We start from the raw sequence: 20,400 nt of genomic DNA on the forward strand, positions 1-20,400 counted from the left end.
GAAGAAGCGGAAAGGCAAGGAATCTTGACGCCAGGAGATACGGTAATTGAGACTACCTCTGGAAATACGGGTTTTAGTATTGCCATGGTGAGTATCATCAAAGGGTACAAATGTATTCTTGCGGTAAGTTCAAAATCCTCAGCGGATAAAATTGACATGTTAAAATCTATGGGTGCACAGGTTTATGTGTGTCCTGCACATGTTAGTGCTGACGACCCAAGGTCTTATTATGAAGTTGCCAAGCGTTTGCACGAAGAGACAAAAGGCTCTGTTTATATCAATCAGTATTTCAATCAACTCAATATTGATGCTCATTACAACAGTACAGGCCCCGAAATTTGGAAACAAACTGAAGGTCATATCACGCATCTGATAGCTTGTAGTGGTACGGGAGGCACTATTTCTGGAACTGCCAAATACTTAAAAGAGCAAAACCCAAAAATAAAAATCATAGGTGTAGATGCTTATGGTTCTGTCTTGAAGAAATATCACGAAACACGCGAGTTTGATCATGACGAAATTTATCCATACAGAATTGAAGGTTTAGGAAAGAATTTAATTCCTACAGCTACTGATTTTGATATTATTGATGAATTTATCAAGGTTACAGATGAAGAAAGTGCCCATACAGCGCGTCAAATCTCACGAACTGAAGGTTTGTTTGTTGGATATACCAGCGGCGCAGTCATGCAAGCTGTAAAACAACTAAATGAAGCCGGAGAATTTAAAACCGGGGATAATGTGGTAGTCATCTTTCCTGATCATGGATCGCGTTATATGAGTAAAATCTATAGTGATAAATGGATGGAAGAACAAGGCTTTTTTGACAGTAAAACAGTCTCTACATTAGAAACTATTCAATATATTAAATAAACCAAACCCATATATAATCCTATAACCTGATACGATGTTGTAGGATTTTTTGTTGATGGAAATCTTATAAACAGTGGTTTATAACTTAATTATGGTATGAAAAGATATTTGGTTAATTTTGCCCAAACTAATTAAGCTAATCGAAGATGATGACGCCATTTACCCTAAACCAATGCAAATGGGAAATGGCAGCGTATGTCCTAATAACACTAACATTACATGAAAGACTTATTTGATAAAATTTACAGAGATAAAGGTCCATTAGGGAAATGGGCTTCTCAAGCTGAAGGCTATTTTGTATTTCCAAAATTGGAAGGCCAAATCTCTAATCGCATGAAATTCCGTGGTAAGGATGTTATTACCTGGAGTATCAATGATTATCTAGGACTTGCTAACCATCCTGAAGTGCGAAAAACAGATGCGCAAGCGGCAGCTGATTATGGTTCCGCATATCCAATGGGAGCACGAATGATGTCTGGACACACTGAACTCCATGAGGTTTTACAGACCGAATTGGCAGAGTTTGTGAATAAGGAAGCTGCTTATCTTTTAAATTTCGGATATCAAGGTATGGTTTCAACCATTGACGCTTTAGTAGCTAAAGATGATATCATAGTTTACGATGTGGATGCACACGCTTGTATTATTGATGGCGTACGTTTACATATGGGAAAACGTTTTACCTATAAGCATAATGATATTGAAAGTTTAGAAAAGAACTTGGAGCGTGCTACTAAAATGGCAGAACAAACAGGCGGCGGCATTTTAGTCATTTCAGAAGGTGTTTTTGGAATGCGTGGCGAACAGGGCCGATTAAAAGAAATTGTAGCACTTAAGGAAAAATATAATTTCCGATTTTTGGTAGATGATGCACACGGTTTCGGAACTCTTGGTAAAACAGGTGCTGGGGCAGGTGAGGAGCAAGGTGTCCAAGACGGGATTGATGTTTACTTTGCAACTTTTGCGAAGTCTTTAGCCAGTACTGGAGCATTTATTGCTGCAGATCAAGAAATTATCGATTATTTAAAATATAATCTACGCTCTCAGATGTTTGCTAAATCACTACAAATGCAATTGGTGGTTGGTGCACGCAAACGCTTAGAGATGTTGAGAACCATGCCAGAAATGAAAGAAAAGCTTTGGGAAAACACCAATGCTTTACAATCAGGGCTTAAATCACGTGGGTTTGATATAGGAACCACCCAAAGTTGTGTCACGCCAGTATATTTGAAAGGAAGTATTCCTGAAGCAATGGCATTGGTGAAGGATTTGAGAGAAAATCATGGAATTTTCTGTTCTATTGTAGTATACCCTGTAATCCCGAAAGGATTGATTTTACTGCGAATGATTCCTACAGCTACACATGACATTAATGACATCAATGAAACGTTGGATGCGTTTGACGCCATTAGAGCTCGTTTGGAAAATGGAACTTACAAAAGATTGTCGGCGACAGTTGCTGCCGCTATGGGAGAGTAAACTTGAAATTTCAAAATAAAATTCCAAATCCCAATTATATAATTGGGATTTTTGGTTTTATATACTCCAGTAAAGAGGATTGTAATTATTTGATGGAGAATTAATCCGCATTATTCCATACTCTTATATGGAATTCCCGTGCTCTCTAAAAAACCTTGCGTAGAAACATTGGGTATTTGCTTGCATGTCAGCAGACAGGTGTTTTTAAGTTGGATTCTTTCTTATTGAATATCTTTCCTCACGGTTTTTCTCCGTTTATAAACTTCCGGTTTAAAATGTTTCCAAATTTGATGAATAGCTAAGTTGTCTTCCAATTCTGGTGTTCTGATACAATTTTGGATACCTTTTTTGGTGAATTCCTCATAGTATTCATTAAAAATAACGGCAGTAACGCCCTTATTCTGATATTCCGGAAGAATGCCAATCAAATAGAAAACCACTTCTTTACTGTGCTTCTTAGCGTGTAAAATATGTCTAAAACCAAATGGGAACAATTTGCCCTTTGTTTTCTGTAAAGCTTTCGCAAAAGAAGGCATTACAATGGCAAAAGCCACTAAATTGTCATTTTTATCAATTACAAATTTGATGTACTCTGGATTGACAAAACTGATGAATTTCTTTTTAAAATATTCCTTTTGAATATCTGTTATCGCAACAAAAGATGACAAAGAGGCGTAAGATTGGTTGAAAAGATCAAACATCTTATCAACATAAGGCATTACTTCTTCAGTTTTGGTGAATTTTAATGCTCTGAGCTCATAACGCTTTTTGATCAGTTCCTGCGCTTTTAAAAAAAACTCTATTTTTACATTGGAAAAAGGAAAGCGACTTTCAGAATAGAGTTTCTCGTCGGTATATCCCAATTCTTTGAAATGGTCCACATAATAAGGATAATTGTACCAGGTTATCATACTGCCCAAATATTGATATCCTTCCGTCAGGAGGCCTACTTTATCCAGATTTGAGAAGCCTACTGGGCCTTCTACATAATCAAGATGGTTAGCTCTACCAATTTCATGTACTTTCTCCAATAAAGCTTTGGTAACTTCAATATCGTCAATGACATCAAACCAACCAAAACGCATTTTCTTTTGCTTTTGTTGATTGACTTCAAGCCAATTAATAATAGCCGCAACCCTTCCAACTATCTCGTTGTTTTTATAGGCCAGAAAGAACGTAGCCTCCGCATCATTAAAAATGGGATTTTTCTTCTTGTTGAAAGTATCCATTTCCTGTTTGATCAATGGGGGTACCCAATTATGGGAGTCTTTATACAGGTCAAAAGGAAATTTTACAAACGCCTTTAAGTCTTTTGGTGAGCTTACTTCTTTAATTGTAATCATAAGGTGTTCTTATAGGTTGCCCTTTTTCTTTTTCTTTAAGTCGATTTCTTTTTTATCCTGAATTTTTCGTTCTTGATTTCTCAATTCATCTTTGGCAGAATTGCCGTTATCAATCTCTTTGTCCTGATGAAAATCTAAGCGGTAGGACATTCCAAAATTCACTCCAAAAACAGAGGGCGTATCCTTTGTGTTAAAGGTTAAAGCGGTATCCAACTGGAAATTTTTATTCCACAGATAAGCGCCTCCAAATCGAAATAAATTATCGGCATAAAAATCACTTTTAATGCCTTGAGTTTCTCCAAATACAACCCATTGGGGGTTAAATGAATGGGTGAGGGTTAAAATATATTGAAAATCAGATTGGTCCGTGCCAATTCTATCCTTAATCAAATTAATGACAAATACCCAACCTCCTGAAAAATTGTTTTGTGAAATCACGGCAATCTTTGGACTAAAACCTTCAATTCCAGGAGCAGTATAAGGGTTGTCCTTCGAATCAAAATTAGCGCCAGCATAAACGGCCACAGCAGGAATCAATGATTTCCATTTAAACTTTCTGTTCGCTTTCCAACTATATAAATTAGGTTTTTCTTCAGCCGCACGTCTATAGGGATCATATATCATATATTTTGCTCCAACCGTAAGGTTTTTAAAATTGGCTCTTTTGTCGTCCATTGGAATACTGGAGGCGTATAATGTTTTGGTGTCGTTTTGATATGTGCCTTGGACATTGATTTCAAGTTCTTCAAAAATTAAACCGTATCGCGCTGCAAAATCGACTCCAAATCCTGAAACCTTATAATTCAATGGCGTATGTTCTTCCTTTACAAAATACGGACCAGCTTCAAATTGGATAACGTTAGGACCAACTGCAAATGCACTTTGTGAAACTCCAGGTCTATTGGAATTGATCACCTCTGTATACTGACCAAAAGTAAAATGGGTGACGCCGAAAAGTAAAAAAACTATTGAGAATTTGGTAGGTTTCATTTTCTTATCTATTAGCCTCAAAACTACATATTTTTTTTGATTTTGAATTGATTTTAATCGATTGATAAAATGGGGTTTTTGATGGTTCAACAGTTGTTGTTTGTACCTAAACCGCCTAAAACAGGGATATTTTATATAATTTTTAAGTATTAATATCCGTTTTTAAATACGAAGAATTGTACTTTTGGTGAAAATTTAAATTCATCATGCAAATGGCGTCCTTTACTGGTTTTCTGAGAACCATTTTGATTATTTTATTGGTGTATTATGGTGTAAAGATTCTTATGAGACTTTTTGCTCCATATTTTGTGCGCTATATGTCAAATAAAATGCAGGAACGTTTTGGAGGTCAATTCCAGCAACAACAACCCGATAGGAATCGCCCCAAAGAAGGCGAAACGGTTATCGATAAAATGCCAGAACAACGTCAATCCTCTGATAAAACCGTAGGAGAATACATAGATTACGAAGAAATTGACTAATTTCCCCGTACTAATCAACCTCAATACTTCATGGCTTTGTCAGTAAAAAAGTTCCTTCCACATCTTTTAATAATTTTTGGTTTTATAGCGCTGTCACTGGCTTATTTTAGTCCGGTGTTAAGTGGCAAACAGATTTTTCAGAGTGATATCATGCAGTACATTGGAATGTCCAAACAACAAACCGATTTTAGAGCTGAAACTGGAGAAGAGACCTATTGGACCAATAGTGCTTTTGGAGGCATGCCAACTTATCAATTAGGCGCATTATATCCGCACAATTATATTAAGAAATTGGATTCGGTATTACGTTTTTTACCGAGACCAGCAGATTATCTCTTCCTTTATTTTATCGGATTTTACATTTTGCTCTTAACGCTTAAAGTGGATTATAAATTGGCAGCTCTAGGGGCGCTAGCATTCGGATTTTCTACTTATCTCATTATTATCCTGGGTGTTGGCCATAATAGTAAAGCACATGCCATTGCCTATATGCCGTTGGTGTTGAGCGGCATTCTTCTTGTTTTTCAGAAGAAATACATTACCGGATTTCTACTGACCACCGTCGCAATGGCACTTGAGCTCAGTGCCAACCATTATCAAATGACTTATTATTTAATGTTATTGGTCTTGATACTGGGAGCAGTTTATCTTTTTGATGCCTATAAAAAGAAAATGCTTCCGCACTTTTTTAAATCCGTGGGCATTATGGTGTTTGCCGTCATTTTAGCCATCGGACTAAATGCCACAAACATCATGGCAACCCAAGAGTATGTGAAGGAAAGTACTCGTGGTAAGAGCGAATTGACCATTAATCCTGACGGCACTCCAAAAACGATGTCAACAGGATTAGATAAAGAATACATTACAGAATATAGTTACGGGTTTTTAGAGACTTTTAACCTTTTTATTCCAAGGCTTTTAGGTGGTGGGAATGGTGAAGATGTTGGTAAAGATTCAGAGATGTATAAGTTCTATACGGGTATTGGCGCGAGTCCGATAGAAGCCATGAGGGAAGTGAAGCATACACCCACCTATTGGGGAAATCAACCAATTGTGGAAGCTCCGGCTTACGTTGGCGCTGTGGTTCTGTTTTTATTTGTTTTTGCACTTTTCATGGTCAAAGGCCGTTTGAAATGGTGGCTTGTTGGAGGTGTGATAATGTCTTTATTACTATCATACGGAAAAAATTTAGGATTTTTAACCGATTTCTTTATCCAATATGTGCCCATGTATAATAAGTTCAGGGCAGTAACTTCCATTCAGGTTATTTTAGAACTATGTATTCCAATACTGGCAATTTTTGGCTTGGTGCGTTTGTTTAATGATTATGAAAAGGATGAGGAGAAATTAAAAGCCTTAAAGTTTGCTGCCGGAATTACAGGAGGGGTGGCTATCTTGTTTTTGTTACTGAAGGGCTCTCTCGATTTTGTAGGAGTCAATGACGGGTATTACCGACAGGCATATGGTGAATATGGACAGAGCTTTATAGATGCTCTTAAAGCTGATAGAAAGTCAATGTTTACCTATGATACCTTGCGGACCTTAATTCTTGTTTTACTTTCTGCTGGTGGTATTTGGTTGTTCCTAAAGAAGAAGTTGTCACAAAATAAACTTATTGTCGTATTTGCAGTATTGATCCTTTTTGACTTGGTAATTGTAGATAGACGTTATGTCAATAACGATAACTTTGTTTCATCATTGCAGGTGAGTAAACCGTATCAAGCTAATGCTGCCGACTTAGAAATCATGAAGGATGATGGACACTTTAGAGTATTTGATGTGGCTTCGAGCGCAGCTAGAGCCTCTTATTTTCATAATTCATTGAACGGTTATCATGCAGCAAAACTTGGACGATATAATGAACTATTTGATTTTTATATTGCGAAAAACAATATAAATGTATTGAATATGCTCAATACCAAATATATTATTGCCGATGACGATAAGGGAAATGTTTTTCCTTATGAAAATGCAGAGGCCAACGGGAATGCATGGTTCATTTCCGAAATAGAAAAAGTCAAATCGGCCAATGAAGAAATGCTCGCTTTGGATAGTTTGGACACTAAACATAAAGCAGTTACTACGCAAGAACTGCCTTCATCAAATTTTAAGATAGATTCATTGTCAACTATTTTAATGTCAGAGTATCAGCCTAATTATTTAAAGTATAACTCTAATAATATTTATGATGGTTTTGCAGTGTTTTCAGAGATTTATTATGCTGATGGATGGAATGCTTATGTTGATGGGAACCTGCAACCACATTACCGGGTAAATTATGTTTTGAGAGGTATGAACGTCCCAAAAGGACAACATACCATTGAATTTAAATTTGAACCACAAGTCGTCAAAACAGGAAGTACAATAGCGCTGGCGAGTTCCATTTTGTTTGGGCTATTGATTTTGGGAGGAGTTGTCATGTTCCTGCGAAGGCAGGAACCTCAGGATTCAAAAGATAACATCTCTAAGTAGAAGAATTTCTTTCAGATTATTTGGTCGAATCAATTGTAATCGATAATAATATAAGCGCTTCCACTTTCACAGGAATTCACTATGCAAAAAAAAGCACTCATCATCACCTATTATTGGCCACCTGCAGGAGGACCTGGAGTACAGCGCTGGTTAAAGTTCGTAAAATATCTTCCAAATTACGGCATTCATCCGGTGGTTTATATTCCTGAAAATCCGAGTTATCCAATGATTGATGAGAGTTTGATGGAAGAAATTCCTGAGAATGTCACCATTCTTAAACAGCCCATAAAAGAGCCCTATAAATTAGCTGAATTTCTATCAAAAAAATCGTCTCAAACTATCAGTTCAGGTGTCATTCCGAAGAAAAACAAACAAAGTTTGATTCAGCAGCTTATGTTGTATGTACGCGGGAATTATTTTATCCCAGATGCAAGAAAGGCATGGGTGAATCCGTCCGTAACTTATTTGTCTGAGTATATTCAAAAGGAAAATATTAAAACAGTAATTACCACGGGACCACCTCACAGTGTTCACTTAATAGGTCTGCAGTTAAAGTCTAACCTAGAAATTAAGTGGATTGCCGATTTTAGGGATCCTTGGACTACAATCGGCTACCATAAAAAATTAAAACTGAGTGAGAACGCTGCTCAAAAACATGAGCAGTTGGAGCAACAAGTGCTTGCAACTGCTGATCATATTATTGTTACAAGTGAGAATACCAAAAAGGAGTTTGAAACTAAGTCTAGGCAGCCTATTGCGGTGATTACCAATGGTTACGATTATCAGCCGTTAATAAAAGTGCAAAAAGACCTAAAATTTTCCTTGGCGCATATTGGATCTTTATTATCAGAACGTAATCCGAAAGTATTATGGAAGGTTATTGGCGAGCTTATTGAGGAAAATGAAGACTTTAAACAAGATTTTGTATTGCGATTGATCGGTGTGGTCAGTGAGGATGTCCTGAATGAAATCCACAGTTCCATTCCTGAAAAAAATATTGAAATTGTTGGTTACGTCAATCATAAGGAAGCTTTGAAATATCAAAGACACGCTCAATTGTTGTTACTGATTGAGATTGATTCTGAAGATACTAAAGCCATCATTCCCGGAAAACTGTTTGAGTACATGATTGCCGAAACACCGATTATATCAGTAGGGCCGCAAGATTCAGATGTAGAGCGCATTATAAAATCAACCAATACAGGACGTTACTTTTATTATGATGCGGAAGATGACTTAAGAGAACATCTCATGTTTCGCTATAATGATTTCAAAAATTCTGCCGTGGCATCGTTTCCAATAGGGTTGCAACAGTACAGCAGAAAAGCACTCACAAAAAAGTTGGCTGAACTTATCTAAGCCTTGTCTTAAAGCACAAAATTCTTATCTTCGAGTTTTAAACCTCTATGGGAATAGTCACCAGCCAATCTTTTAAAAACACCGTTACCACCTATCTCGGGTTTGCCATAGGCGCATTGAACACCCTGTATTTATATGTGTTCTTTATTTCTGATGTGCATTACGGTTTAATCTCCTTTATGCTTTCTACCGCGACTATTATGATGCCCTTAATGGCCTTTGGCGTTCACAATACCATCGTTAAGTTTTACTCAACTTTCAAGACCAAAAACTCACTAAATAGCTTCCTGACGCTCATGCTGTTTTTACCGTTGGCGCTCATTATTCCTATTGGATTGATAGGATTGATAGCCTATGACAGTATCGCTGCTGCGCTATCGCAAAAGAACCCAATTATTGGCGATTATGTATGGTATATTTATTTGGCGGCCATTGCAATGGCTTATTTTGAAGTGTTTTTTGCGTGGTCCAAAACACAAATGCAGACCGTTTTTGGGAATTTCATGAAAGAAGTCTTTCATCGCATAGGCATCATGTTACTCTTGTTTTGTGTTTATTTTGAATGGCTTTCGGTAGATGATTTCATTGCCAGCGTCATTGGAGTGTATGGATTAAGAATGCTAATTATGATGTTTTATGCCTTTAGTATTCGTTTGCCAGTTTTTAGATTTAATAGAATAGACCGATTGGGTCCTATTTTGAAATACTCTTTCCTGATTATAATTGCAGGTTCCATCGCGACAGTTATTTTGGATATCGACAGTTTTATGTTGGGCATGTATATTCCTATTGAAGAAGTAGCTTATTATGGAGTGGCCATATATATTGCAACCGTTATTGTGGTGCCATCTCGGGCGATGCAGCAAATACTTCAACCCTTAACAGCAAAATATTTGAATGAGAAGAATAAAGGGGCTCTGGAGGATTTGTATATAAGAAGTTCGCAGACCTTATTTATTATTGGTGGCCTTATTTTCTTGTTAATCGTGTTGAATATCAATTCTCTTTATGAAACAATTCCGTCGCAATTCAGTGGCGGACTCATTGTGGTTTTTTTGATTAGTATGGCCAAACTTTATGATTGTTTGATGGGATGTAACAACGTAGTTTTGTTTAATAGCGATTATTACAGGATCGTCTTACTTTTTGGTGTTATTCTAACGATTCTTACCATAGGTTTGAATATGATTTTTATTCCAATGTATGGCATCAATGGCTCTGCTTTTGCAACTTTTATAGCAGTTGCCGTATATAACACAATAAAAGTTTACTTTGTAAAACGCAAGTTTGATATGATGCCCTTTACGATAGATACAGGAAAAGTCGTCCTTTTAATCATTGCGATTGTAGGATTATTTTATTTTTGGGAGTTTCCATTTCATCCTTTGGTAAATATTGCTTTGAAGTCGGTATTGATAACATTGTTGTATGTTGTTCTAATTTTTAAGATGAAGGTTTCGGATGATATCAGTGCGGTGATACGAAAATACTTGAGAGTGACATAAGGCCTGGCATATCGGGAATCAGTTTACGGTTTACTTTTTATCGAGAGATTGGCTTCGCTTGAACCAAAATTTTTCGTCATGCTTGTTTTGATATGTTCAGTTCTGACTTTGGAGGAATATAAAAAAGAAAATCCCACAAGGTGCTTTGAGGCATACTCCTGCAGGACTTTCCGATAACCAACCAAAAAATTTATATTTTAATTTCCTCTACTTTGTGTAGATCTTGACCTTGATGGCGAAGATTGTCTTTTCGCATCAGTGTTCGTCCTAGTGTTACTTTGAACCGCACGTGTGCTACTACCTGTGTTTCGCGCTCCATTATATGTACGCTTTGGGGCAGCATTTGGTCTTTCTTGAACTGAACTTTTATTTACATTGTTAGTTCTGTTTGTTCTAGATGGTAATGAATTTACAGCTTCATTTCTAGTGGGTGTGCTGACATTTCGTGTGTTTTTCTGTACAGCTCCAGTAGTGCTGCGTGTTCTCATATTTCGTTCATTATTATTTGTTTCAGCACTCCGTGGCGTATTGCTCGTTGTTGTAGGTCTGCTCATTCTTGAGTTTTGGACAGAACGTTCCGTTGTATTTTGTCTCGAGCTTCTTTCAGAAGCATTCCTCGTATTGGTTTGAGAACTATTACGATTGGTTCTTGAAACCTCGCTGGTTCTTGAAGCCGATGCATTTCGTGTGGAAGTACCAACAATGTTTGAGTTGGTTCTGGAAGTTGCAGCAGAGCTTCTACGTGGTGCAGCGTCCTGACGGTAGCGGTCACTTACTCGTGAGTTGTTAGCAACCGTATTCCTTCTTCCAGAACTAAAAGAGGCTTCACTACGTGGTGTATATCTTACTGGTTCTCTATAGTTATTGGCGTAAGGTCTGTAATAAGGATGTCTAACCGGAGTATAATATTGTCTATAAGGCTTTGTATATACCACGCGATAGTGCACTGCTGGAACTGTGTAATAATAATGCCATGGCCTGTGCACATACACGCGGTTATAAACGTTGATATAACCCGTATAATGCGTAAATCGGTGGTGGTGGTCATAATATACATGTAAACTTCCAACACGACTCACACGTCCGTAATTGTTATAATGAATATTTACATGACCCGCTTGGGTGATACGTCCGTAATAATCATAATAAATTGGAGTGTTTTCTATTTGAATGATGGCTCCATAATCGTCATATTGTACATACGGTCCATAATCATAACCCGTATTAAAGCTAAAAGAGACATTTGGTGTATTGATGGAAATATTGCCTGTAGGTCCGTAGTTTGGTGCATAAAAATCAAATTGCCCATCAGGGAATACAGAAAACTCAATACCACCTTCGGTGAAAATAAAGGAATTACCGTATCCCTTAGAATAACCATTATTGTATGAATTGTTCTTAGCGTTGTTGGTGGTTTTTGCGTTTACTGATGTCCCAATAAGGAACACTGCAGTAAAAAGTAGAGCTAATTTTTTCATGAGTGTTTGTTTTTTGTTCAACATGACTTGTAGAATACAAACAATGTGCCACGATTTATTAGTTGGCATTAGGGTGTTGACAATGAATTTGTTACTTTTTTATGTGTAGTATTGAGAGATAATAATCATTAGCTTTTTTTGAGAAAAACAAAATAGACAGGTTTTTTAAAAAGCTATCACGCGTTGTCGTCGGTCTTTATAAAGTTGTTAATTTAATCGAAAGGGCTTGGCAAAGACTAAATTTATTACCTATCTTTTCCAGCTCAATAAGAAGTCTTAAAATATTTCGGCTTTTTTCTTAAATATTTATATGGATTTTACTAATCCCCTTGTATATGGGGTACCCTTCTTTTTAGGTCTTATTTTATTAGAACTTACCTACAGCAAAGCTCATGATCATAAAGATCTTTACAACTGGCGAGACTTATTTTCAAGTCTCGGAATGGGCGTGGGGTCTGCTGTCATTGCTCCCCTTGTTAAAACAATAACGGTCATTCTCCTTTTTAGTTTCGTATATGATGTATTTAATCCGCTGGTGGACGGTGTGCGCACCAACATCATGGGGTATGAATCTTTCGGATATGCTTGGTATGTTTGGATCCTTTGTATGTTAGCCGATGATTTTTCATATTATTGGTTTCACCGTCAAAATCATATGGTAAGATTCTTTTGGGCGGCACATATTGTCCATCACTCATCCGATAATTTCAATCTTGGAACGGCGGTTAGAAATGGTTGGTTCACCATTTTTTATAAGCCTTTATTTTATGTGTGGATTGTAGCCATTGGTTTTCCTCCAGAAATGTTGGTGGTATGTCTTGGCATTGAAGCGCTATGGCAATTTCAATTGCACACTGTATTTATTCCGAAATTAGGGATTGTGGATAAAGTTTTAAACACTCATACCATGCATCAGGTGCATCATGCTTGTAATATTGAGTACATGGATAAAAATCATGGGGGAATCTTGAATGTTTTTGATCGAATGTTTGGAACATGGAAAGAACTTGATGAGCGTATCGATATTTCTTATGGTGTTACAAGTCCTCCGGATTCTTATAATATATGGGCGATTTTGACCCATGAATATTCTGATATATGGAAGGATATAAAAAAATCAAGAAGTTTTAAACACAAGTTTATGTACGTTTTCGGACCTCCGGGGTGGAGTCATGACGGTAGCACACAAACCGTAAAACAAATGCGTAAGGAAATAGCCAAGGAAAAACTTAAAGCATCGAAACAAAACTCTCCAAAACCTTTGTCGAAAGAACCTCGGGAAGGTGTTTACACTTCAGGAATCAAAGTATAGGTTCAATTTGTAAAATATCATAAATTTTTTTCTTCAAATTTTATTCGGTTTTTTCAGAAGCATCCTTTTTTAAATAGCAGTAATCTTGAGTTTGGTAAATCTAATTGAAAAAAAATTTCCTACAACAAACAGGCCTCCTCTTGCGTTCAATCAAAACATATTTTTATTACATTTAGGAGCATAATTCAGCTGCCTGTATGTCAAGATCTTTAAAGGAATGCAATAACTGTATCCAGCAATTCGAGAGCCATTTTCCGCATTGCCCATATTGTGGTCAAAAATCGGGTGATAATTTGACCTTAAATGTTCTTTTCAACAATACAATTAGTAATTATTTTTCGGTTGATGCCCGTTTTTTTAAGAGTTTCATTCCCTTAATGGTGAAGCCAGGTTATCTTCCAAAACAGTTTATAATAGGCAGAAGGATGATGTATTTGCATCCAGCCCAAATGTATCTGTTCATTTCAATTATTTTTTTCTTTTTGTTTTCATTTATCAGTCGTGATCAAGTAGAGGGCTTTGACATAGAGATTAAAAAAGATATTGAACAAAGTAACAATTTTAGAGATTCCATCAGAAAAGCATCACAGGTTAAATTAATGAATGATGTTTATGAACCGAAAATAGAGGTGGAGAATTCATTAGTCATAAATCCGAAATCTATCGATTCTATAACGAAGAAGGAAAAGAACAAATCCAATAGCATTTTTAATATTCCCTTTAACGAAATGGAGATAGATTCCATGGTTGCTGCCGGGGCTTCAGATGAAGATATTTATAAAAAGCTAGGAATGGAGGCTGATGCAGGGTATTTCACCAAACGAGTATATAAACAAATTCTAAAATTCTTTAAAACTAAAAGTGCAGGTTCTATCTTACAGACTTTTTATGATAGTATTCCATTGGCAATGTTCATTCTTCTGCCAATTTTTGCTCTTATTTTAAAATTGTTTTATTTTAGAAAAGGAAGGTTTGTACATCACTTAGTTTTTACATTTTACTTTTTTGCTTTTCTATTTTGCGTCTTTAGTTGGTTGGTCCTCGCGAATTTGATCTGGAAAGATTTTCCTGGGTGGATCATGACTTTTGCGATGTTCTCAATCTTCTTTTATTTGTTGTTTGCTATCAGGCGGTTTTATACTGAAAGATGGCTGCGAAGTATTATAAAAAGCAGTGCGATTAGTTTTTTGTTTTTATCAATTGTATTGCCTTTCACTTTTTTAGTCATGGTAGTGATGGCGTTTTTGTTTTATTAGTGAAACCCATATTACAAAAGCCGAAGACGCATTGGAAAATGTTGGTTGAACTAATCCTGCTTTTGAGCGGGATCTAAACCCAAGATCTAAAAGTGAATCCTATTCTTTTTGATGTTTAAGCTACTGCCGACTGTCAACTTCTGACTGCCGGCTTAGGATTGTCAACTAAAGCTTGTCTTTCAAATATTTCCCTGTCACTGAGTTTTGGTTCTTCACCAATTCCTCAGGTGTCCCTACGGCAACTAATTTTCCGCCTCTATCGCCTCCTTCTGGCCCTAAGTCAATAATATAATCTGCGCATTTTATCAGTTCTAGATTATGTTCTATGACAATTATCGAGTGCCCTTGCGCAATCAATGCCTGAAAAGATTTCAAAAGTTTTTTAATATCGTGAAAGTGCAAACCAGTGGTAGGTTCATCAAAAATAAATAAGGCATTGTCACTTCTTGAACCTTTGCCCAAAAAAGTCGCTAATTTAATACGCTGCGCTTCACCTCCCGATAGGGTGGAAGAACTTTGTCCTAAAGTCACATAACCCAAACCAACATCTTGTAAGGGTTGGAGTTTGCTTTGTATTTTTGATTCATTGTGTTTTTCAAAGAAGGCAATCGCATCATCAATGGTCATTGTGAGAATGTCGTCAATGTTTTTGTCTTCAAAAGTGATTTCGAGCACTTCTTTTTTGAAGCGTTTCCCGTTACACGTTTCGCAGGTTAAATGAACGTCTGCCATAAACTGCATTTCGATGGTCACTTCACCATCGCCTTTACAAGTCTCACAGCGGCCACCCTCTACATTAAAACTAAAATGTTTGGCTTGATAATTCCGTATTTTACTCAACTTTTGGTTCGCATAAAGTGCTCTGATATCATCATAAGCCTTAACGTAGGTTACGGGATTGGAACGTGACGAGCGGCCAATAGGATTTTGATCGACAAACTCAATATGTTTAATGTTTGTAAAATCGCCTTTCAATTCAGTAAACTGGCCGGCTTTATCACCAAAGCCTGTTAAATGTTTTTGTATGGATGGATATAGGATATCCGTGACCAAAGTACTCTTGCCACTACCTGAAACACCGGTAATTACCGTTAACATCTCTAAAGGAAAAGTGACATCAATGTTCTGTAAATTATGCTCTCTGGCACCAATTATATCGATGTGATATTTTGAGGTGCGACGTTTCTTGGGGACTTCAATTTTAAGTTTTCCGTTGAGATATTGTGCCGTTAAGGATGTCGATTTTAAAATATCTGCATAGGTTCCGGCAGCCACAACTTCGCCACCAAGAGTACCCGCTTCCGGTCCAATATCGATAATTTCATCGGCGGCTTGCATAATATCTTCGTCGTGCTCTACTACAATAACCGTATTGCCTAAATCGCGTAATGCTTTAAGCACCACAATCAGTTTTTCAGTGTCTTTAGGATGGAGACCGATGCTTGGTTCATCCAAAATATACATGGAACCCACCAAACTACTGCCCAATGAGGTTGCTAAATTGATACGTTGACTCTCGCCACCGGATAAGGTATTAGATTTCCTATTGAGCGTTAAATAATCGAGGCCAACATTAGACAAGAATGACAACCTATTGGAAATTTCCTTCAATAATCGGTTGGCGATTGTGGCGTCATAGTCGTTCAATTCCAATTGCTCAAAAAACACTGCCAATTTATCTAAAGGCATGGTCACCAAATCCGTAATGGTCACGCCATTGATTTTTACGTAATTGGCCTCAGGGCGTAAACGTTTTCCCTGACATACGCTGCATCTGGTTTTTCCTCTGTAACGTGAGAGCATTACTCGATTCTGAATTTTGTAGGCCTTTGATTCCAATTCGGCAAAAAAACTGGTCAGACCTTCAAAATATTTGTTACCATCCCAGATCAATTGTTTTTCGTCGTCAGTAAGTTGAAAATAGGGCTTGTGGATAGGGAAATTAAATTTGTGCGAATTTTTGACCAATTGATGTTTGAACCAACTCATGCTTTCGCCACGCCAAGGAAAAATAGCATTTTCATAAACCGAAAGTGCCGTATTTGGAATGACCAATTCTTCATCAATCCCGATGACATCACCATAGCCTTCACACTTTGGACAAGCACCATAAGGATTATTAAAGCTGAACAGATGCACGTTGGGTTCTAAAAAAGTCAACCCATCCATTTCAAATTTATTATTGAAGGCAGTCTGCTTATGATCAGAAAGTGATTCAATAATAGTGGTGCCTTTGCCTTCAAAAAATGCAATTTCAATAGCGTCAGCAAGCCTATTATAAAAGTCCTCTTCATGTTTGATAACTATTCTGTCCACGACCAGAAAGAGGTCTTTTGAAAGGGTTTTTTCGAGAGCATCTTCTATTCTAAGCACCTCATTTTTATATTGAACTCTTGCGTAACCTTGCTGTTGAAGAACTTTAAGTTTATCCTCCATCGTTCGCCCTTCTTCTAAAAGAATAGGGGCAAGGAGGAGTAATCTTTCACCTTCTTCATAGGATTTGATCAAATTTAGAACATCTGCAGTGGTATGTTTTTTGACCAAATCTCCTGAAATAGGCGAATAGGTTTTTCCAATTCTTGCGAACAATAATTTTAAATAATCATAGATTTCCGTAGTAGTACCTACGGTAGATCGTGGGTTGGTGGAGTTTACCTTTTGTTCAATAGCTATGGCCGGCGCGATCCCTTTTATATAATCAACTTTTGGCTTGTTGAGCCTTCCTAAAAACTGACGTGCATAACTAGAGAGACTTTCAACATAGCGTCTTTGGCCTTCAGCATATAAAGTATCAAATGCAAGACTAGATTTGCCCGAACCTGATAATCCAGTAATGACCACTAATTTATTACGCGGAATTACCACATCCATGTTTTTGAGATTGTGGAGGTTTGCGCCTTTAATGATAATATTTTGTTTTGGATTTACTTCGGAAAGATTAAGCTTCATAGTCATTTTGCATATAAGAATGCAAAGATACTACATCTAAATCGGTCATGAAAAAAAGTTATTGTCCAATAAAATGTTAAAGTTTCATTGGATTTTTTGCATTTCAGGAAGGATTGTTGTTATATTTGTCCCAAACTTCTAAAACAGAGTCGCCTATATCATAATATTACTTTATAAAGATTAACCCCAAGCTAGGACCGTTATCCAAGCATTAAAGTAATAACAATGAAACACGAACTTATCACAGACGCTGTTTTGGTGAGCAATTATATTAAAGGAGACGAAAGCGCCCTTTCTGAATTAATCACCAAGCACAAACAGAAAATCTATAGTTTTATCTATTCTAAAGTTTACGATAGAGATATTACTGAAGACATTTTTCAAGACACTTTTATTAAGGTTATCCGTACCCTCCGATTAGGAAAATACAACGAAGAAGGTAAATTTTTACCTTGGGTGATGCGTATTGCACATAACTTGGTCATTGATCATTTTAGAAAAAACAATCGCATGCCTAAATTTTCCAATACTGGAGAGTTCAGTATTTTTTCAGTTCTCAGTGACTCGACCTTAGATGCTGAAAAGGGCATGATTAAAGAGCAGATAGAATCTGACTTGAGACGTTTAATAGAAGAATTGCCAGAAGAACAGAAAGCTGTTTTGGTCATGCGCATGTACAATGATATGAGTTTTAAGGAAATATCAGACAAAACTGGCGTGAGCATTAATACTGCCTTGGGTAGAATGCGTTACGCGTTGATTAATTTAAGAAAGGTGATTGATCAGAAAAATATAATCTTAACCAATTAAGAACTCTAGGATATAATAAATCAAGCTTTGCTCCGTTAATAGGTTTATAGTCTAATAAAAACTCCTATAAAAGATGGCAAAACTTTACTCTGAATGTCCCCAAAAAAGTGACAATCTTAATCCTAAAGAAGAAACAGTTAGTTTTCTATTGAATTATTCTAAGGCATTAAATGTCATGCAAGGTGAGAAATGGAAGTTCGAAACCCTTTTGAACTAAGATTTAAAAAGTCCCGAGATCTAGGTCCTCGGGACTTTTAAATTCCTGCGAAGGCAAGAACCTTTAGGTTCAGCAAAGATAATCTCATAATTATAAGTCCAATTTAAACTTCACATTCCCCTTTTTTTATAGTAGTCTTTCAATACACTCGCTCTTCCAATAGTTCTGGTAATAATATCCTTTTCCAAATCCCAACCTCTTGCAGGTGAATATTCCCTTCCGTAGAATATCATTTGCAGATGCAAGTCGTTCCAGGTTTCTATTGGAAAAAGACGTTTTGCATCTTTTTCTGTTTGTACTACGTTTTTGCCCGTGCTAAAATTCCATCGGTACATCAATCGGTGAATGTGCGTGTCCACTGGAAACGCCGGAATACCGAAAGCTTGAGAAAGTACTACGGCGGCAGTTTTGTGACCAACAGCAGGCAACTCTTCTAGTTCTTTATAAGTCTGTGGTACCTGTCCATCATGCTTATCAATTAAAATGTGTGATAGTCCATGGATACCTTTGCTTTTCATGGGAGATAAACCTACAGGCCTAATGATTTCCTTTATTTCTTCAACAGAAAGCTTGATCATGTCATACGGGTTATCGGCTTTTGCAAAAAGAAGTGGCGTAATTTGATTGACCCGCACATCAGTGCATTGGGCGGACATTAATACAGCAATTAAAAGTGTGTAAGGATCTTTATGGTTTAAAGGGACTGGAATTGTGGGGTATAGTTGGTTTAACGTATTTATAACAAAATCCACCTTCTCTTGTTTGGTCATAAGTTGTATTTTTACAAATATCAAATTAAAAACAGTTATGACCAAATTAAAAGCAGGGGACAAGGCTCCAGATTTTTCAGCACAGGACGAACAAGGAAACACCGTTTCTTTGTCAGATTATAAAGGTAAAAAATTAGTGATTTTCTTTTACCCTAAAGCAAGCACACCAACTTGTACTACAGAAGCTTGCAACCTCAGGGATAATTACAAGGAGTTAAAAGATAAGGGTTATGAAATATTGGGGGTTAGCGCCGACAGTGCGAAACGACAGTCAAATTTTAAAAACAAATATAATTTTCCTTATCCTTTGTTGGCAGATGAGGACAAAGAAGTCATTAAGGCTTTTGGTGTTTGGGGTGAAAAGAAGTTTATGGGGCGCACCTTCGACGGAATTCATCGTGTAACCTTTGTGATTGATGAAAACGGAATTATTGAAAAAGTAATTGATAAAGTGAAAGCCAAGATTCACACAGAGCAAATTCTGGAATAATTTATCAAGCAAGCACCATAAAAAAAGACCTTAGCATTTTAAACTAAGGTCTTTTCATTTATAGTTCTCTATAAACTTCCTCGGCTTCATAGCCAAAGAGGCTCTTTTCTTTTATTATTTTTGAAACTCCAGGAGGCAGCATGGTTTCCCAACCTTCATCGCCATCAGAAATGGATTTAAGTACTGATCTTGAAAAAATAGAGAGGATGTTCGGATCATAATCGGTAATATCGACGACTTTCCCGTTATATTTAAAGAATTTATACAATTCCTTCATTCGTGGATGGACTTTTAAATTTTCGCTTGTGCTCAATTCGCCGTTTTCATTTTCCATTGGGTAAAGGTATACACGCAAATCCTTAAAGAATAGTTTTCCGAAAGCCTCTAAGATACCACCACTTAAATGGCGGTAGTATTTTTCGTCAAAAATATCAACTAAGTTGTTGACACCCATTGCCAATCCCATTCTGTTCTTAGAATATTGGGAGAAATACTCGACTAATTTATAATATTCCTGGAAGTTAGAAATGAGGACCGTATGGCCTAAAGAACATAGCAATTCCGCACGATCCATAAAATCTTGCTCATCAATCTCTCCTTCTGCTCTTAAATTTG

General features: G+C 36.8%; 15 protein-coding genes and 1 pseudogene. 10 read left to right on the forward strand and 6 right to left on the reverse strand.

Translation table 11 applies throughout. The features are described 5' to 3' along the window. Together VLZ86_RS06745 and VLZ86_RS06750 are read left to right on the forward strand one after the other, a co-directional pair. Positions 1–873 (forward strand): cysteine synthase family protein (locus VLZ86_RS06745; protein WP_325449869.1); only part of this gene is annotated, 873 nt, incomplete at its 5' end. A gap of 219 nt (positions 874–1,092) precedes the next feature. Beyond that, positions 1,093–2,352 (forward strand): aminotransferase class I/II-fold pyridoxal phosphate-dependent enzyme, encoded by a 1,260-nt coding sequence (locus VLZ86_RS06750; RefSeq protein WP_325449870.1) that lies wholly within the window; start codon positions 1,093–1,095, stop codon positions 2,350–2,352. 221 nt (positions 2,353–2,573) lie between these two features. Here the strand turns inward: VLZ86_RS06750 and VLZ86_RS06755 are convergent, their stop codons facing one another. Both VLZ86_RS06755 and VLZ86_RS06760 read right to left on the reverse strand, forming a co-directional pair. After that, the gene (locus tag VLZ86_RS06755) at positions 2,574–3,695 is read right to left on the reverse strand and encodes a GTP cyclohydrolase (protein WP_325449871.1); all 1,122 of its coding nucleotides are present in this window, start codon (positions 3,693–3,695) and stop codon (positions 2,574–2,576) included. 9 nt (positions 3,696–3,704) lie between these two features. Next, entirely contained in the window at positions 3,705–4,685 is a 981-nt protein-coding gene (locus tag VLZ86_RS06760) for a transporter (protein ID WP_325449872.1), read from the reverse strand. Between the two features lie 212 nt (positions 4,686–4,897). Between VLZ86_RS06760 and VLZ86_RS06765 the strand changes: the two genes are divergently transcribed. The 4 genes from VLZ86_RS06765 to VLZ86_RS06780 all read left to right on the forward strand — a co-directional run bounded on the left by VLZ86_RS06765 (position 4,898) and on the right by VLZ86_RS06780 (position 10,503). Beyond that, entirely contained in the window at positions 4,898–5,167 is a 270-nt protein-coding gene (locus VLZ86_RS06765; protein ID WP_325449873.1) for a DUF4834 family protein, read from the forward strand. Positions 5,168–5,197: 30 nt separating this feature from the next. Then, positions 5,198–7,639: a YfhO family protein gene (locus VLZ86_RS06770; RefSeq protein WP_325449874.1), complete on the forward strand. Its 2,442-nt coding sequence runs from the start codon at positions 5,198–5,200 to the stop codon at positions 7,637–7,639. Between the two features lie 81 nt (positions 7,640–7,720). Then, complete coding sequence (locus tag VLZ86_RS06775) at positions 7,721–8,998, forward strand: glycosyl transferase family 1 (protein WP_325449875.1); 1,278 nt, start codon at positions 7,721–7,723, stop codon at positions 8,996–8,998. A gap of 47 nt (positions 8,999–9,045) precedes the next feature. After that, positions 9,046–10,503 (forward strand): oligosaccharide flippase family protein, encoded by a 1,458-nt coding sequence (locus VLZ86_RS06780; protein WP_325449876.1) that lies wholly within the window; start codon positions 9,046–9,048, stop codon positions 10,501–10,503. A 197-nt stretch (positions 10,504–10,700) separates the two neighbouring features. Here the strand turns inward: VLZ86_RS06780 and VLZ86_RS06785 are convergent, their stop codons facing one another. Further along, complete coding sequence (locus VLZ86_RS06785; protein ID WP_325449877.1) at positions 10,701–11,981, reverse strand: hypothetical protein; 1,281 nt, start codon at positions 11,979–11,981, stop codon at positions 10,701–10,703. A 310-nt stretch (positions 11,982–12,291) separates the two neighbouring features. Here VLZ86_RS06785 and VLZ86_RS06790 point away from each other — a divergent pair, with 310 nt between their 5' ends. Next, positions 12,292–13,293, forward strand: coding sequence for a sterol desaturase family protein (locus tag VLZ86_RS06790; protein ID WP_325449878.1), 1,002 nt, complete (start codon positions 12,292–12,294; stop codon positions 13,291–13,293). A 197-nt stretch (positions 13,294–13,490) separates the two neighbouring features. Further along, entirely contained in the window at positions 13,491–14,549 is a 1,059-nt protein-coding gene (locus VLZ86_RS06795) for a DUF3667 domain-containing protein (protein WP_325449879.1), read from the forward strand. A gap of 165 nt (positions 14,550–14,714) precedes the next feature. Here VLZ86_RS06795 and uvrA read toward each other — a convergent pair whose 3' ends face one another. Beyond that, complete coding sequence (gene uvrA / locus VLZ86_RS06800) at positions 14,715–17,498, reverse strand: excinuclease ABC subunit UvrA (protein WP_325449880.1); 2,784 nt, start codon at positions 17,496–17,498, stop codon at positions 14,715–14,717. Positions 17,499–17,723: 225 nt separating this feature from the next. On the opposite strand from uvrA, the gene VLZ86_RS06805 reads away from it, so the two are divergent. After that, positions 17,724–18,308 carry an RNA polymerase sigma factor gene (locus VLZ86_RS06805; RefSeq protein ID WP_325449881.1) on the forward strand — a complete coding sequence of 195 codons (585 nt, stop codon included), beginning with the start codon at positions 17,724–17,726 and terminating at the stop codon, positions 18,306–18,308. A gap of 327 nt (positions 18,309–18,635) precedes the next feature. On the opposite strand, the gene VLZ86_RS06810 is transcribed toward VLZ86_RS06805, so the two are convergent. Beyond that, positions 18,636–19,295, reverse strand: coding sequence for an endonuclease III (locus VLZ86_RS06810; protein ID WP_325449882.1), 660 nt, complete (start codon positions 19,293–19,295; stop codon positions 18,636–18,638). Positions 19,296–19,332: 37 nt separating this feature from the next. Between VLZ86_RS06810 and bcp the strand changes: the two genes are divergently transcribed. Beyond that, positions 19,333–19,785 carry a thioredoxin-dependent thiol peroxidase gene (bcp, locus tag VLZ86_RS06815; protein WP_325449883.1) on the forward strand — a complete coding sequence of 151 codons (453 nt, stop codon included), beginning with the start codon at positions 19,333–19,335 and terminating at the stop codon, positions 19,783–19,785. A gap of 58 nt (positions 19,786–19,843) precedes the next feature. On the opposite strand, the pseudogene VLZ86_RS06820 reads toward bcp, so the two are convergent. Beyond that, positions 19,844–20,400 (reverse strand): annotated as a pseudogene (locus tag VLZ86_RS06820) (TonB-dependent receptor); the annotation flags it as partial.

Origin of the sequence: Gelidibacter sp. (assembly GCF_035515035.1) — a bacterium.
Taxonomy (GTDB): Bacteria; Bacteroidota; Bacteroidia; order Flavobacteriales; family Flavobacteriaceae; genus Gelidibacter.

Bases quoted from the DNA above. Each gene is read 5' to 3' on its own strand.
- VLZ86_RS06750 (WP_325449870.1), top strand. From the start codon at position 1,093: ATGAAAGACTTATTTGATAAAATTTACAGAGATAAAGGTCCATTAGGG.
- VLZ86_RS06755 (WP_325449871.1), bottom strand. From the start codon at position 3,695: ATGATTACAATTAAAGAAGTAAGCTCACCAAAAGACTTAAAGGCGTTT.
- VLZ86_RS06760 (WP_325449872.1), bottom strand. From the start codon at position 4,685: ATGAAACCTACCAAATTCTCAATAGTTTTTTTACTTTTCGGCGTCACC.
- VLZ86_RS06765 (WP_325449873.1), top strand. From the start codon at position 4,898: ATGGCGTCCTTTACTGGTTTTCTGAGAACCATTTTGATTATTTTATTG.
- VLZ86_RS06770 (WP_325449874.1), top strand. From the start codon at position 5,198: ATGGCTTTGTCAGTAAAAAAGTTCCTTCCACATCTTTTAATAATTTTT.
- VLZ86_RS06775 (WP_325449875.1), top strand. From the start codon at position 7,721: ATGCAAAAAAAAGCACTCATCATCACCTATTATTGGCCACCTGCAGGA.
- VLZ86_RS06780 (WP_325449876.1), top strand. From the start codon at position 9,046: ATGGGAATAGTCACCAGCCAATCTTTTAAAAACACCGTTACCACCTAT.
- VLZ86_RS06785 (WP_325449877.1), bottom strand. From the start codon at position 11,981: ATGAAAAAATTAGCTCTACTTTTTACTGCAGTGTTCCTTATTGGGACA.
- VLZ86_RS06790 (WP_325449878.1), top strand. From the start codon at position 12,292: ATGGATTTTACTAATCCCCTTGTATATGGGGTACCCTTCTTTTTAGGT.
- VLZ86_RS06795 (WP_325449879.1), top strand. From the start codon at position 13,491: ATGTCAAGATCTTTAAAGGAATGCAATAACTGTATCCAGCAATTCGAG.
- uvrA (WP_325449880.1), bottom strand. From the start codon at position 17,498: ATGAAGCTTAATCTTTCCGAAGTAAATCCAAAACAAAATATTATCATT.
- VLZ86_RS06805 (WP_325449881.1), top strand. From the start codon at position 17,724: ATGAAACACGAACTTATCACAGACGCTGTTTTGGTGAGCAATTATATT.
- VLZ86_RS06810 (WP_325449882.1), bottom strand. From the start codon at position 19,295: ATGACCAAACAAGAGAAGGTGGATTTTGTTATAAATACGTTAAACCAA.
- bcp (WP_325449883.1), top strand. From the start codon at position 19,333: ATGACCAAATTAAAAGCAGGGGACAAGGCTCCAGATTTTTCAGCACAG.